This window comes from Catellatospora sp. NPDC049609 (assembly GCF_040675365.1).
In the GTDB taxonomy this organism is placed as follows: domain Bacteria; phylum Actinomycetota; class Actinomycetes; order Mycobacteriales; family Micromonosporaceae; genus Catellatospora.
Map to the genome: position 1 here is coordinate 1 of NZ_JBFAOU010000184.1, position 15454 is coordinate 15454.

Genomic DNA, 15454 nt, shown 5'->3' on the forward strand with positions numbered 1-15454 from the left:
GCGCCTGGGCGTGGAGCTGGGCTCGCAGCGGCTCAACGACACGGCGCGGCGGTTCGGCTTCTACGACGACGACCTGCGCGTCGGACTCGGCGCGCCGCGTGCGGCGGCGCCGGGACAGGCCGTGTTCCGGCGGACCCGGGACGGGTTCGGCGGTGAACCGGGACGGACCACGTCCGGCTGGACCAGGGGGAGACGATGGCGCAACGCGACACGGACGAGCCAGGCGAGCGGCGGGGCCGCCGCAGCGGCATCGGGGACGCGCGCGCCTTCACCCCCCGCGGGCGGACCACCCGCGACGGCGCCCCGGCCGAGCCCGACCGTCCGGCGCGGCGCGCCGGATCCGGTGCCGCCGACGGCGGTCCGGCCCAGCGGGAGCCGGATCCGCAGGCCGAGGCGGAGCTGCAGCGCCGCCGCGCCGAGCTGCGCATGCTGCGCGGCGGCCGGGCCGAGGAGGGCCGCCCGCCGCAGCGGCTGGGCCGGGTGACCGGCGCGACCCGCCGGCGTCCCCGGCGCGACGACGACGAGTTCGACGACGACTTCGACCGCGTGCCGCCCACCCGTGCCCGGGTGGCGGCCCCGGCCAGGGCGCGGACCGTGGGTGGGCGGTCCGGTTCCGTCGGGCGTACGCCGGCCGGCGGGCGTGACCCGCGCCGCGGCGACCGCACCGTGGCCGGACGGGCCCGCCCGGAGCAGCGCCGCGGGCGCCCGAGCCCGCCGCCGGACCCGCCGAAGCTGGGCGAGCCGCGCCGCCGGCTGCGCCTGGCCACCGCCGTGTCGCTGCTGCTGTTCGCGGCGATCGGGGTCCGGCTCGTGCAGTTCCAGCTCACCGACGCGCCCGCGTTCGCCGCGGCGGGCCTGCAGGAGCGCCTCGACGAGATCGGCCTGCCCGCGCAGCGCGGAGCCATCTACGACCGCTCCGGCGCGGTGCTGGCCAAGAGCGTGGAGGCCCGGTTCGTCGGGGTGGACCCGGAGATGGTCGCCGACCCCAGGACCACCGCGGCGGTGCTCGCCCCGCTGCTCGGCAAGGCGCCCTCGGAGATCGAGCCGCTGCTGCAGAAGGGGCGCCAGGAGGTCAGCGGCGCGAAGATCCGCTTCCGGTACCTGCTGCGCGGCCTGGACGTGACGACCGCGAACACGGTCCGGGGGCTGAAGCTGCCCGGCATCATCGTCGAGCGCGACGAGCGCCGCGACCTGCCCGGCCAGGACCTCGCGGCCAACCTGCTCGGCTTCACCGGCACCGACATGAACGGCCTGACCGGCATCGAGGCCCGCTACGACGACGTGCTGCGCGGCCGCAACGGCGAGCTGGTGTACGAGACGGGCAACGGCCAGCTGGCCAAGCCGATCCCCGGCGGCTACCGCAAGGAGACGCCGGCGCAGCCGGGCAGCTCGCTGATGCTCACCATCGACCGCGACGTGCAGTACGAGACGCAGCGCATCCTGTTCGAGAACATGAAGAAGGTCAAGGCGATCTGGGGCGCGGCGGTGGTGCTGGACGCCCGCACCCTGGAGGTGGTCGCCCAGGCCAGCTACCCGACGTTCAACGCGGCCAACCCGTTCGACGCCAAGCCCGAGGAGCTGGCCGACAACGCGTCCTCGATGGTGGTCGACCCCGGCTCGGTGCACAAGGCGATCGTGCTGTCGGCCGCGCTGGAGGAGGGCGTGGTCAAGCCGGACTCGACCGTCAAGATCGGCCCCAGCATCCGCAAGGGCACCCAGACCTACTGGGACAGCCACCAGCTCCCCGAGGGCACGAAGATCACGCTGCCCGGCCTGATGGCGTTCTCGTCGAACGTGGCCACCATCAAGGTCGCCGACGAGCTGGGCGCGGAGAAGCTGTACGAGTACCAGAAGCTGTTCGGGCTCGGCCAGCCCACCGGCATCGGGGTGCCCGGCGAGTCCTCCGGCATGCTGCAGCCCCCGGAGAACTGGAGCGGCACCTCGTACGGCTCGATCCCGATCGGCCACGAGATGGCGGTGACCCCGCTGCAGATGGCGGCGGCGTACGCGACGATCGCCAACGACGGGGTGTGGGTGCAGCCGCACCTGATCAAGCAGACGATCGCGCCGGACGGCAAGGTCACCCAGCCCGCCCCGCCGAAGTCGCACCGGGTCATGAGCGCCGCGAACGCGGCCGCGCTGCGCGAGATCATGGAGGCGGTCACCAGCGCCGACCAGGCCACCGGCCACTCCGCCGCACTGCCCGGCTACCGGATCGCGGGCAAGACCGGCACCGGTTCGCAGGTGGTCAACGGCAAGTACGTCAAGGGCGAGGTCGGCTCGTTCATCGGCATGGCCCCGGCGGAGGACCCGCGCTACGTCATCGCGGTCTTCGTCAAGACGCCCGGCGTCGGCGCCGGCGGCAAGGTGGCGGGGCCGGCGTTCCGCGACATCATGGCGTTCACGCTGCGTCATTTCAAGGTGCTGCCGAGCACGGTCAAGTCGCCCGAGTTCGTGACGCATTACTGATCCATGTCGTGGGAAGCCAGACACAGCGGGCACAGGTGTGCGGCACGTCATGACGCAGCGGGTAAGGTCTAGCGCCGTGCCCGGGAATCACAGCTCCACCTCAGCGCCGCTGCGGCCCGCCCGCGTGACGCCGGTCGACCTCGCCGCGCTCGCCGACCTCGTCGGCGCGCAGGCTCCGGCCGGGATCGCGGTCACCGGGGTGACCCACGCCGGTGACCAGGCCCGCCCCGGCGACCTGTACGCGGCCCTGCCCGGCGCCCGCCGCCACGGCGCGGAGTTCACCGCCCAGGCGCTCGCCAACGGCGCGGTGGCCGTGCTCACCGACGCGGCCGGAGCGGCCCACCCCGGCGTCGCCCCCGCGCGGGACGCGGGCGTGCCGGTGCTCGTCGTGGCGGACGCCCGGGAGGCTCTCGGGCCGGTCGCCGACGCCGTCTACGGCTCGCCCACCGCCACGCTGACCGTCATCGGGCTCACCGGCACCGCCGGCAAGACCTCCACGGCGTACCTGGTCGAGTCCGGCCTGCGGGCCGCCGGCCACGTCACCGGGCTGATCGGCACCGTGGAGACCCGGCTGGGCGACCTCACCGTCACCAGCGTGCGCACCACACCCGAGGCGACCGACCTGCACGCGCTGTTCGCGCTGGCGGTCGAGCGCGGCGTCACCGCGGTGGTGATGGAGGTGTCCAGCCATGCGCTGGTCATGGGCCGGGTCGGCGGGGTGCGCTTCGCGGTCGGCGGCTACACCAACTTCGGCTCCGACCACCTGGACTTCCACACCGACTCCGACGACTACTTCCGGGCCAAGGCACGGCTGTTCGACGGCCGCTGCGCGGTCGAGGTGCTCAACCTCGACGACACCGCCCTCAAGCCGCTGCTGCGCCCCGCCACGGTGACCTACTCGGCCACCGGCGACCCGGCCGCGACCTGGCGCGCCGCCGACGTCGCCGAGGACGACTTCGGGCAGCGGTTCACCGCGCTCGGCCCGGCCGGCCCGGTGCCCGCCGGGGTGCGCCTGCCCGGCCTGCACAACGTGGCCAACGCCCTGCTCGCGCTGGCCTGCCTGACCGCGGTCGGGGTGGACGCCCGCACCGCCGCCGACGGCGTCGCGGCCTGCCGGGGAGTGCCCGGCCGCCTGGAGCGGGTCGACGCGCCCGGCCCGGTGGTGGGCGTGGTCGACTACGCGCACAAGGTCGGCGCGATCGAGGCGGCGCTGCTCGCGCTGCGGTCGCTGGCCGACGCGCGCGGCGGGCGGCTGATCGCCCTGCTGGGCGCGGGCGGCGACCGGGACACCGGCAAGCGCCCGCTGATGGGCGCGGCCGGCGCGCACGGCTCCGACCTGCTCATCGTCACCGACGACAACCCGCGCACCGAGGACCCGGCGGTGGTCCGGCAGGGCGTGCTGGCCGGCACCACCGGTGCGGCCGCCGAGGTCGTGGAGATCGCGGGCCGGCGCACCGCCATCGCCGAGGCCGTCGAGCGCGCCAAGCCCGGCGACGTGATCGCCCTGCTCGGCAAGGGGCACGAGACCGGCCAGGAGATCAACGGCGAGATCCTGCCCTTCGACGACCGGATCGAGCTGGCCGCCGCGCTGACCGCGCGCTTCGGCACGACCGCCGAGGGCACTTCCGGACCCGACCCGACCTTCGGGCAGACGCCGTCGCCGGACGGCACGGCCGCCGGTGACGCGTCCGGGCCGGATGCCGCTGTACCGCAGGAGGAGGGCCGATGATCCCACTGACCCTGGCCGAGATCGCCGAGGCGGTGTCCGGGGAGCTGCACGGCGGCGACCCGCACGCGCGGGTGACCGGCACGGTCGAGTTCGACTCGCGCAAGGTCGGCCCCGGCGGGCTGTTCGTGGCGTTCGCGGGGGAGCAGGCCGACGGGCACGACTTTGCGCCCGCCGCGCTGGCCGCGGGTGCGGCGGCGGTGCTCGGCACCCGGCCGCTGGACGGCGTGCCGATGATCGTGGTGGCCGACCCGCTGGCCGCGATGGCCCGGCTCGCCCGTGCCGTACTGGACCGTCTGGACGTGACCGTCGTGGCGATCACCGGCTCGTCGGGCAAGACCACCACCAAGGACCTGATCGGCCAGCTGCTGAGCCCGCTCGGGCCCACCGTGGCCCCGCCCGGCACCTTCAACAACGAGCTCGGGCTGCCGTACACGGTGCTGCGCGCCGACGCCGACACCCGGTTCCTGGTGCTGGAGATGGGCGCCCGCGGCATCGGGCACATCAAGGACCTGTGCGAGATCGCCCCGCCGTCGATCGGCGTGGTGGTCAACGTCGGGGTCGCGCACATCGGCGAGTTCGGCTCGGTCGAGGGCATCGCCACGGCCAAGTCGGAGCTGGTGCAGGCGCTGCCCGCGGACGGGCTGGCGGTGCTCAACGCCGACGACCCCCGGGTCGCGGCGATGGCGGCGGTGACCGCCGCGCCGGCCGTGCTCGTGGGGCAGGCCGAGGGGGCGGACCTGCGGGCCGTGGACGTGGTGCTGGACGCGCGCGGGCGTGCCTCGTACACCGTGGTGCGAGGGGCTGAGTCCGCGCGGGTGGAGCTGGGCATGACCGGCGCCCACCAGGTCGGCAACACGCTGCTGGCGGCGGCCGTGGCACTGCGCTGCGGCCTGGCGTGGGCCGAACTGCCCGCGGCGCTGGCCCGGTTGCGCGCGGTCTCGACCCGAAGGATGGATGTTTTCGACCGTGCCGACGGTGTCACGGTCATCGACGACTCGTACAACGCGAACCCGGCCTCGACGGCGGCGGCGCTGCGCGCGCTGCACACCCTCGGCGGCGACGGCCTGGCGGGCCGGCGCACCGTGGCGGTGCTCGGTTATCACGCCGAGCTGGGCCCCGCGGAGCGCGACGGCCATGCCGAGGTGGGAGCGCTGGCGGCTACGCTCGGCGTCGGCCTGCTGATCGTGGTGGGCGAGTCCGCCGCGCCGATCCTCGACGGCGCGGCCTCGGTGCGGCATTGGGAAGGTGAGTCGGTGCTGGTCAGCGATCAGGCCGCGGCGATCGGCGTGCTGCGGGAGCGGCTGCGGGCCGCGGACGTCGTGCTGGTGAAGGGTTCGCGTTACCGGACCTGGGATGTGGTGGACGCACTGCGCGAGACGCGCGCCCCCGAGGGCGCGAGCAATGGAGACGGCCACCGATGAGATCCATCATCGTCGCGATCCTGGTGGCGTTCGCGATATCCCTCTTCGGCACCCCTCTCGCCATCAAGGCCTTCACCCGGCTCAAGGCGGGTCAGCCGATCCGCACCGACGGCCCGCAGGCCCACCTGAGCAAGAAGGGCACCCCCACGATGGGCGGGGTGGTGTTCATCATCGGCACCGTCATCGCGTACGTGATCGCCCACCTGAGCCTGACCACCCTGCCGGAGGAGCAGATCGCGCAGGTCACCCCGACCATCACCGCGCTGGTGCTGCTCGGCCTGATGGTGTTCTCCGGCGCGGTCGGCTTCATCGACGACTTCCTGAAGGTGCGCCGGCGCAACAGCGGCGGCCTCAACAAGCGCGGCAAGCTGCTGGGCCAGCTGCTGGTCGGCGCGGTGTTCGGCGTCATCGCGCTGAGCGAGCCGAGCTCGAACAACTACACGGTCGGCTCTACCAAGGTGTCCTTCATCCGCGACATCGACTGGATGGACATCGGCAAGGTCGGCGCGGTCATCCTGTTCGTGGTGGTGGTGCTCGGCGCCACCAACGGCGTCAACCTCACCGACGGCCTCGACGGACTGGCCACCGGCACCTCGGTGATGGTGCTGGGCGCGTACAGCTTCATCGCGGCCTGGCAGTACCAGCACTGGTGCGCCGACACCGACGGCTACGCGAGCAAGGCGGCCAACTACTGCTACACGGTGCGCGACCCGTTGGAGATCGCGATGATCGCCGCGGCGGCGGCCGGCGCGCTCGTCGGCTTCCTGTGGTGGAACACCTCGCCCGCGCGGATCTTCATGGGCGACACCGGCTCGATGGCGCTGGGCGGCCTCATCGCCGGCCTGGCCATGTCCACCCGGACGCTGATCCTGCTGTTGATCATCGGCGGCCTGTTCGTGATCATCACGATGTCGGTGGTGATCCAGGTGATCTCGTTCCGGACCACCGGAAAACGCGTCTTCCGCATGTCGCCGCTGCAACACCACTTCGAGTTGGCAGGCTGGAGCGAGGTCAACATCGTCGTCCGCTTCTGGATCATCGGAGGCATCGGGGTGGCGATCGGCCTGGGCATCTTCTACAGCGACTTCCTGCGTGTGATGGGGTGACTCCGATGTACGAGGGCCGTTCGGTGCTGGTGGCCGGGGCGCGGGTGGCCGGAGCCGCCTGCGCCACCGCCCTGGCGGGCCTCGGCGCCAAGGTGACCGTGGTGGACCGGGCGGCCTCCGCCGAGACCGAGCGGCTCGCCGACGCGGGCATCGCGGTCGTCATCGGCGAGCCCGACCCGGGGCAGCTGCTGTCCGGGGTCGAGCACCTGGTCGTCTCGCCCGGCTTCCCGCCGCACCACCCGCTGGCGCGGGCCGCCGCGGCCGCCGGCATCGAGGTGTACAGCGAGCCGGAGCTGGCCTGGCGCCTGCGCGGGCCGGACGCGCCGCGCTGGCTCGCGGTCACCGGCACCAACGGCAAGACCACCACGGTCACCATGCTGGCGTCGATGCTGGCCGCGGCCGGGCTGCGCACCGCGGCGCTCGGCAACATCGGCATGCCGCTGGTCGACGCGCAGGCCGGCGGCCCGACCGGGTACGAGGTGCTCGCCGTCGAGCTGTCCAGCTTCCAGCTGCACTGGTCCTCGACGCTGGCCCCGCAGGGCGGCGCGCTGCTCAACCTCGCCGACGACCACCTGGACTGGCACGGCGGCTTCGACCACTACGCGGGCGCCAAGACGGCCGTGTGGCGCTCGGCGTACGCCGGGGGCACGGCGGTCGGCAACCTCGACGATCCGCGGGTCAGGGCGCTGCTGGAGGGCCTGCACGCGGCGCAGGTGCCCGGCCGCCTGGTCGGCTTCACCCTCGACGTGCCGCCGCCCGGCTGCGTCGGCGTGGTCGAGGACGTGCTGGTGGACCGCACCGGCGGCGGCGACGCGCACGAGCTGGCCACGCTGGCCGACATCCGCCCGGTCGGCGCGCACAACGTCGCCAACGCCCTCGCGGCGGCGGCGCTGGCGCTGTCGGCGGGCGTCTCCCACGACGCGATCCGGCAGGGGCTGGCGGGCTACACGCCCGAGCCGCACCGCAACGCGACCGTCGCCACCGTCGGCGGCGTGCGCTGGGTCGACGACAGCAAGGCGACCAACCCGCACGCGGCGGCGGCGTCGCTGACGTCGTACGAGCGGATCGTGTGGGTGGCCGGCGGCCAGCTCAAGGGCGTCGACGTCGACGAGCTGGTGGCCCGGATCGCGCCCCGGCTCACCGCCGCCGTGCTGCTCGGGGTCGACCGTGCCGACGTGGCGCGCGCCCTGGCCCGACACGCGCCGCACCTGCCCGTGGTGGACGTCGCCCGCACCGATGATGGGGCGATGGGGGAGGTCGTGGCCGCGGCCGCCCGGCTCGCCGGGCCGGGGGACACCGTGCTGCTCGCGCCCGCCGCCGCCTCGCTCGACATGTTCCCCAGCTACGCCCGCCGCGGCGACGCCTTCGCCGAAGCGGTCCGCGCCCTGCCCACCGCCACCAGCTGACACACCACCGCCCCGGCCCTCGCGCCCCGGACCCGCTGCTCCATCGCTATCGGCACGCCGCTCCGCGGCCCGCGTTTGGCATAGACGTTGGCCTATCTGGATGAACAATTGGTGATCGAAGTCATCCAGATAGGCCAACGTCGATCGCCAGGCGAGTGGGCGGCTCGGCGACCGGGCCGGTGGGCGGGGCCGGAGCGCGGGCGGGACAACCGAAGAGCACCCCGTTCGCAGCCGCCGAGATCGGAGTACGCACGATGACCGGTGACACCCGCACGGCGGCCCCGCCCGCGGAGGCGGGCACGCCGGATCCCCGCGCGATGCGGGTCGATCTGTTCACCTGGCTCGCCGCGCTGCGCGGGCTGCTGTCGCGGCCGCTGGCCTCGTACTACCTGCTGCTGGCCAGCGCCGGCCTGCTGCTGGTGATCGGCCTGGCGATGGTGTACTCGGCGACCAGCGTGGCGGCGTACAACGCCAGCGGCAACGCGTTCTCGGTGATCGCGCAGCAGGTGGTGGCCGCGGTGATCGGCCTGGCCGCGTTCTGGGTGTGCCAGCGGCTGCCGCGGCGCACCTTCCGGGCCATGGCGCCGGTCGCGCTGACCGTGTCGATCGTGCTGCTGGTGCTGATGGACGGCATCGCGCTGCTGCACGCCTCCAAGGCGCTGCCCGCGCCGGAGATCGGCTTCATCCGGTCGGACACGCTGTGGCTGTTCATCGGGCCGGTGCAGCTGCAGCCGTCGGAGCTGGCGAAGTTCGCGCTGGTGCTGTGGGGCGCGGACGTGCTCACCCGCAAGGGCGGCGCCATCGTGCACCCACGCGAGCTGCTGACGCCGCTGTTCCCGCTGGTGGGCCTGCTGTTCGTGCTGGTGGGGTACACCGACCTGGGCACCATGCTGTGCCTGCTGATCCTGTTCCTCGGCCTGCTGTGGGCCGCGGGCGTGCCGCTGCGGTTCTTCGGCATGCTGCTGGGCGCGGGCCTGGCGGGCATCGCGCTGCTGATCGTGGCGCCGGGGCGCTCCGGTTACCGGTCGGACCGGTTCGGCGCGTTCTTCCAGAACGACGCCGAGATCATCAGCTGTCCGGGCCGGGACGACTCGTGCTGGCAGGCCAAGCAGGGCCTGCTGGCGATCTCCGACGGCGGCTGGTTCGGGGTCGGGCTGGGCAACAGCAGCCTGAAGTGGAACTGGCTGCCCAGCGCGCACAACGACTTCATCTTCGCGGTGATCGCCGAGGAGCTGGGGGTGGTCGGCTGCCTGGTGGTGCTGTCGCTGTTCGCCGTGCTGACCTACACCGGCCTGCGCATCGCGCGCCGGGTGAGCGACCCGTTCCGGCGGATGGCGGCCTGTGCGGTGACGCTGTGGCTGGTCGCGCAGGCCGTGATCAACATCGGTGGCGTGGTGAAGCTGCTGCCGATCACCGGCCTGCCGCTGCCGTTCATCTCCGACGGCGGCACGGCGCTGATCGTCACCCTGGCGGCGGTCGGCATGCTGGCGTCGTTCGCCCGGGCCGAGCCGGATGCGGCCCGAGCCCTGCATGCCCGTCCGGGCCCGAAGTGGGCCCAGCTAGTGTGGGCGCCGTTGCCACCGTTGCCGGCGCCGGCGCGACCCGCCGACGCGGCCGCGACCGCGGACCAGCCGACGGCGGCGGCGAAGGCGAAGGCAGGGCAGGTGAACGAGCCGGCGGCCGACGCCGGTGGACAGGCTCCGGGCCGCCGTACGGGCGGACCGGCGGGACGGCCCGGCGGCGCGGGCGGCGGTTCGGGCGAGAGGAGACGGTGATGGTGCAAGGTGACGGTCGACTGCGGTCGGTGGTGCTGGCCGGCGGCGGGACCGGCGGGCACATCTACCCGCTGCTGGCGTTCGCGGACTGCCTGCGCCGCCACGATCCGGACATCCGGATCACCTGCCTGGGCACGCCGCGCGGCCTGGAGACCGAGCTGATCCCGGCGGCGGGCTACGACCTGCGGCACATCCCGGCGTACCAGCTGCCCCGGTCGGTGAACATGAACCTGCTGCGCACGCCGGACCGGATGTACCGGTCCACCAAGGCGGCGCGCGCGGTCATGGACGAGGTGCAGGCCGACGCGGTGGTGGGCTTCGGCGGGTACGTCTCGGTCCCGGCGTACCTGGCCGCGTGGCGCCGGCACACCCCGATCGTGATCCACGAGGTGAACGTGCCCGCGGGCATCGCCAACAAGCTGGGCATGAAGTTCACCGAGCACCTCGCGGTGGGCTTCCCGCACCAGCCGCGCCAGGACGAGGCGCTGCGCGACGCGACCGTGGTCGGCGTGCCGCTGCGCCAGAGCATCAGCACGCTGGACCGGGCCGCCATGCGCGAGCGAGCGCGGGCGCACTTCGGGCTGGATCCGCACCGGCCGACACTGTTCGTCTTCGGCGCGTCGCAGGGCGCCCGCTCGATCAACCTGGCGGTGGCGGCCTCGGCGAAGGCGCTGACCTCGGCCGGGGTGCAGGTGCTGCACGTGATCGGCGCCCGCAACGAGGACTTCGAGGTGCCGAGCGACCTGGCGGCGCCGTACGTGCGGGTCAAGTTCATCAACGAGATGGAGCTGGGCTACGCCGCCGCCGACCTGGCGCTGTGCCGCGGCGGGGCGCTGACCTGCGCGGAGACCGCCGCGCTGGGCGTGCCCGCGATCTACGTCCCGCTGCCGTACGGCAACGGCGAGCAGCGGCGCAACGCCCTCCCGGTCGTTGAGGCTGGTGGTGGACTTATCGTGGATGACGCCGAGCTGACCCCGCAGTGGATCGAGCAGAACGTGCTGCCGCTGGTGACGGACGCGTCGCGGCTGGCCACGATGGGCTACGCGGCGGCGGCGTACGGCCGGCGGGACGGCGACGAGCAGTTGCGCTCGTTCCTGCTGAACGCGCTGGCGTCGGCGAAGCGAAACTAGGGAGGCGTGCAGTGGAGACGGCGGAGATGATCCCGGCGGGTGTGCTCACCGCGGAGGACCTGGGCCGGGTGCACATGATCGGGGTCGGCGGCGTCGGCATGAGCGGCCTGGCCCGGCTGATGCTCACCCGGGGCGTGCCGCTGTCGGGTTCGGAGCTGCGCGAGTGGCCCCAGCTCGCGGCGTTGCGGGCGCTCGGCGGCACCATCTACATGAGCCACGACGCGTCGAACCTGGACGGGGTGGACACGGTCATCTACTCGACCGCGATCCCGGCCGACCACCTGGAGCTGGCCGAGGCGCGCCGGCGCGGGCTGCGCGTGCTGCACCGGTCGGAGGCGCTGGCCGCGGCGATGACCGGGCGGCGCACCATCGCGGTCGCGGGCACCCACGGCAAGACCACCACCACCTCGATGATCACGCTCATCCTGCAGCACGCCGGGCTGGCCCCGTCGTTCGTGATCGGCGGTGAGATCTCCGAGGTGGGGTCGAACGCCCACCACGGCAGCGGTGAGTACTTCGTGGCCGAGGCGGACGAGAGCGACCGCTCGTTCCTGCTCTACCGCCCGCACGTGTCGATCATCACGAACGTGGAGGAGGACCACCTCAACACGTACGGCACGCTGGCCAACCTCGAGGACGCGTTCGTCGAGTTCGGCACGCTGATCGAGCCGGACGGGTTCGTGGTGACCTGCGCCGACGACCCGGGTGCGCAGCGGGTCACCGCGCGGCTGCGCGAGCTGGGCCGCACCGTGTTCACCTACGGCGAGTCGCCCGAGGCGGACCTGCGGCTGACCGAGATCACCACCACCGCGGCGGGCGTGCGCTACCTGGCCGCGCTGAACGGCAAGGAGCTGGGCGAGTTCTCCATGCCGGTGCCGGGCCGGCACCTGGGCCTCAACAGCGCGGCGGCGGTGCTCACCGCGCTGAAGCTGGGCCTGGACCCGGAGGTGGTGGCCGCGGCGCTGGCGGTGCACCCGGGCGTGCGGCGCCGCTTCGAGCTCAAGGGCATCGTCAACGGCGTACGCGTCTACGACGAGTACGCCTACCACCCGACCTCGATGACCGCCGCGCTGCACACGCTGCGCGAGGTGGCCGGGGACGGCCGGCTCGTGGTGGTGTTCCAGCCGTACCGCATGTACCGCACGCGCGACCTCCAGGAGGAGATCGCCACGGCGCTGGGCCTGGCGGACGAGGCCGTGATCATGGAGGTCTTCGGCCCCGGCGAGGTGCGCGAGCCCGGTGAGGGCGGCGTGGCGCTGACCGCGGCCATCCCGCTGCCGGAGACGCAGAAGGTCTTCGTGGCGTCCTGGGAGGACGTGCCGGGCGAGGTGGTGCGGCGGGTCAGGGAGGGCGACGTCGTGGTGACCATGGGCGCCCCGCCGATCTCGCTGATGGGCGACGAGCTGATGGCGGCGCTGTCGGAGCGCACCGACGCCCCCTCCCCGAACGGGTACGTCGCCCGCCACGCCTCGCCGGACGCGCGAGAGCTGGGCTGATGCCGGACGGCCGGGACCCTGCCGAGGGCTCGCGCCGCAGCTGGCGGCTGGTGCGGGCCGGCACCGACGCGATCCCGCCGTGGGTTCGGCAGTTCATGCGCCGCACCCGGCTGCCGCTGTCCCGGGCGGGCCGGGTGCGGCGGCGCCGGCTGATCGTGGCCCGGCTGGGCATGACGCTGGCCGGGCTGGCGGCGGTCGGCGTGCTCGGGTGGCTCATCTTCGTGTCGCCGGTGCTCGGCGTACGCGAGGTCTGGGTCGAGGGCGCCCTGATCCTGGAGCCCGAGCAGGTGGTCGCGGCCGCCGCCGTGCCCGACGGCACGCCGCTGGCCAGGGTGGACACCGACGCGGTCCGGGACCGGGTGGCGCAGCTGCCGCCGGCCCGCGAGGTGACCGTGTCCCGGCGCTGGCCGTCCACTCTGGTCATCGAGATCGTGGAGCGGACGCCGGTCGGCGCGGTGCCCAACGGAAAGAAGTACGATCTTTTCGATGATCATGGTGTGATCTACCGTACGACCACCAGCGTCCCGGCCGGCGTGGTGCGGGTGCAACTGGCCACGCCGGGTCCGCAGGACGTGTCGACCCAGTCCGCGCTCGTGGTGCTGCGGTCGCTGAGTGAGCGGCTGCGCTCCGAGCTGGTCACGCTGGTGGTCGAGGGTCCCGCCCGGATCCGCCTGGAGCTGCATGACGACCGCGTCGTGACCTGGGGAGACGCTGAGGAGAGCGAGATGAAGGCGAAGGTGGCGACGGCGTTGCTGGCCAAGCCGGACAAGCGCATCGACGTCAGCGGCGTGCCGGAGGTGGTGACCCTCGGCTGACCCGGCCGGGCCCCGTGGGGGACGCCGGGAGCCGGGGCGAAGTGCGCGGCGTGCGCCAGGTCTCCATAGTGGAGAACGAGACACGCCGTCGTGGTCCTTGGATCACGGCGTGCCGACGCTTACGTTTCCGTACAAGACAATGATTGACATAACCGTAAGGCTCTAGTAGAGGTTTAGGGTTTCCCGCCCGAACCGCTGCCGGAGCGGCAGTGACCGGAGGTCCGCCTCCGGCCGTTGCGGCAAGACAGGCCGGGTGGGGGCGCTGCCCTCGCCCTTGTGGCACAAGAGCCTCGAAGGAAGGGTCCGATGACACCTCCGCACAATTACCTCGCGGTCATCAAGGTCGTCGGCATCGGCGGCGGTGGCGTGAATGCCGTCAACCGCATGATCGAGGTCGGCCTCAAGGGCGTGGAGTTCATCGCCATCAACACCGACGCGCAGGCGCTGCTGATGAGCGACGCCGACGTCAAGCTCGACGTCGGCCGCGAGCTCACCCGCGGCCTGGGCGCCGGCGCCAACCCCGACGTCGGCAAGAACGCCGCCGAGGACCACCGCGACGAGATCGAGGAGGTGCTCAAGGGCGCCGACATGGTCTTCGTCACCTGCGGCGAGGGCGGCGGCACCGGCACCGGCGGCGCGCCCGTGGTCGCCAACATCGCCCGCAAGCTCGGCGCGCTCACCATCGGCGTGGTCACCCGGCCGTTCTCGTTCGAAGGCAAGCGCCGCCAGGTGCAGGCCGAGTCCGGGATCGAGGAGCTGCGCAACCAGTGCGACACGCTCATCGTGATCCCCAACGACCGGCTGCTGGCCCTCGGCGACCGCGGCATCACCATGATGGACGCCTTCCGCCAGGCCGACCAGGTGCTGCTGTCCGGTGTCCAGGGCATCACCGACCTCATCACCACGCCGGGCCTGATCAACCTGGACTTCGCCGACGTCAAGAGCGTCATGAGCGGCGCGGGCAGCGCGCTCATGGGCATCGGCAGCGCCCGCGGCGACAACCGCGCGGTCGAGGCTGCCGAGCGCGCCATCTCCAGCCCGCTGCTGGAGCAGAGCATGGACGGCGCGCGCGGCGTGCTGCTGTCCATCGCGGGCGGGTCGGACCTCGGCCTGTTCGAGATCAACGACGCGGCGCAGCTGGTCACCGACGCGGCCCACCCGGACGCGAACATCATCTTCGGTGCGGTGATCGACGACGCGCTGGGCGACGAGGTGCGGGTGACCGTGATCGCGGCCGGCTTCGACGGCGGGTCGCCGTCGTACAAGCCGGTGGAGATCCCGCGCAAGGTGACGCCTCCGGTGGAGGCCCCCACCCTGCGCCACCCGACGCCGACCAGCACCCCGCCCGCGCAGTCCCAGCGCAAGGTGCTCTTCGACGACGTCGACGTGCCGGACTTCCTGAAGAATGGCTCCTGATTCTTCAGGAAGCGGCTGGCTCAGCCTGAAGAACGGCTCCTGATTCTTCAGGAAGCGGCCGGCTCAGCCTGAAGAACGGCTCTTGATCGGCTTGAAGAAGGGCTCCTGAGCGCGGCTCCCGTGAGCGAAGCTCCGGCCATGCGGTATGAACAGCATGGGCGGAGCTTCGATCACGTGTGGAGTGGATCTTGAACGAGCGGCGCGAGCAGATCGCGGGGAACCTGGCGGCGGTGCGCGAGCGCATCGCGACGGCCGCGGCCAAAGCGGGCCGGGACCCGCGGGAGATCACGCTGGTCGCCGTGACCAAGACCTACCCGGCCGCCGACGTGCTGCACCTGGCCGCGCTCGGGGTGGTCGACGTGGGGGAGAACCGGGACCAGGAGGCGGCCCCCAAGGCCGCCGAGACCGCCGCCGCGGGGGTGGACCTGCGCTGGCACTTCATCGGCCAGCTACAGCGCAACAAGGCCCGTTCCGTGGCGTCGTACGCGGCGATGGTGCACTCGGTCGACTCCGTGCGCCTGGCGTCCGCCCTGGACGCCGCGGCGGGGCGCGCGCGCGACGAGGGCCGGCCCGGCCCGCTCGACGCGCTCGTGCAGATCAGTGTGGACGGTGACCCGCAGCGGGGCGGCGCGCTCGCCGCGGGCGACGACCCGGACCGTGCGCTGCTGCGCGTCGCGGCGGCGCGCGCGGC

9 protein-coding genes and 2 pseudogenes are annotated in these 15454 nt (G+C 73.2%); all 11 read left to right on the forward strand.

Annotation, left to right across the window (positions count from 1 at the left end):
* The first annotated feature begins 195 nt into the window (after positions 1 to 195).
* The gene (locus AB0J67_RS33145; RefSeq protein ID WP_363488319.1) at positions 196 to 2469 is read left to right on the forward strand and encodes a penicillin-binding transpeptidase domain-containing protein; all 2274 of its coding nucleotides are present in this window, start codon (positions 196 to 198) and stop codon (positions 2467 to 2469) included.
* A 76-nt stretch (positions 2470 to 2545) separates the two neighbouring features.
* Positions 2546 to 4075, forward strand: a pseudogene (locus AB0J67_RS33150) (UDP-N-acetylmuramoyl-L-alanyl-D-glutamate--2,6-diaminopimelate ligase); the annotation flags it as partial.
* Positions 4076 to 4194: 119 nt separating this feature from the next.
* Complete coding sequence (gene murF, locus AB0J67_RS33155; RefSeq protein ID WP_363488321.1) at positions 4195 to 5619, forward strand: UDP-N-acetylmuramoyl-tripeptide--D-alanyl-D-alanine ligase; 1425 nt, start codon at positions 4195 to 4197, stop codon at positions 5617 to 5619.
* A complete protein-coding gene (mraY, locus tag AB0J67_RS33160; protein WP_363488323.1) occupies positions 5616 to 6725 on the forward strand; it encodes a phospho-N-acetylmuramoyl-pentapeptide-transferase in 1110 nt (369 codons plus the stop codon). The genes murF and mraY overlap by 4 nt, the downstream gene beginning before the upstream one ends.
* A gap of 5 nt (positions 6726 to 6730) precedes the next feature.
* Positions 6731 to 8131 (forward strand): UDP-N-acetylmuramoyl-L-alanine--D-glutamate ligase, encoded by a 1401-nt coding sequence (gene murD / locus AB0J67_RS33165; protein WP_363488325.1) that lies wholly within the window; start codon positions 6731 to 6733, stop codon positions 8129 to 8131.
* Positions 8132 to 8448: 317 nt separating this feature from the next.
* Positions 8449 to 9906, forward strand: coding sequence for a putative peptidoglycan glycosyltransferase FtsW (locus AB0J67_RS33170; RefSeq protein WP_363488331.1), 1458 nt, complete (start codon positions 8449 to 8451; stop codon positions 9904 to 9906).
* Positions 9906 to 11036 (forward strand): undecaprenyldiphospho-muramoylpentapeptide beta-N-acetylglucosaminyltransferase, encoded by a 1131-nt coding sequence (gene murG / locus AB0J67_RS33175; RefSeq protein WP_363488327.1) that lies wholly within the window; start codon positions 9906 to 9908, stop codon positions 11034 to 11036. Before AB0J67_RS33170 ends, murG begins: the two co-directional genes overlap by 1 nt.
* A gap of 26 nt (positions 11037 to 11062) precedes the next feature.
* Positions 11063 to 12532 carry a UDP-N-acetylmuramate--L-alanine ligase gene (gene murC, locus AB0J67_RS33180; protein WP_363488333.1) on the forward strand — a complete coding sequence of 490 codons (1470 nt, stop codon included), beginning with the start codon at positions 11063 to 11065 and terminating at the stop codon, positions 12530 to 12532.
* Entirely contained in the window at positions 12532 to 13347 is an 816-nt protein-coding gene (locus AB0J67_RS33185) for an FtsQ-type POTRA domain-containing protein (RefSeq protein WP_363488329.1), read from the forward strand. The genes murC and AB0J67_RS33185 overlap by 1 nt, the downstream gene beginning before the upstream one ends.
* Positions 13348 to 13653: 306 nt before the next feature.
* Complete coding sequence (ftsZ, locus tag AB0J67_RS33190; protein ID WP_144121468.1) at positions 13654 to 14763, forward strand: cell division protein FtsZ; 1110 nt, start codon at positions 13654 to 13656, stop codon at positions 14761 to 14763.
* Between the two features lie 185 nt (positions 14764 to 14948).
* A pseudogene (locus AB0J67_RS33195) lies at positions 14949 to 15454 on the forward strand (YggS family pyridoxal phosphate-dependent enzyme); the annotation flags it as partial.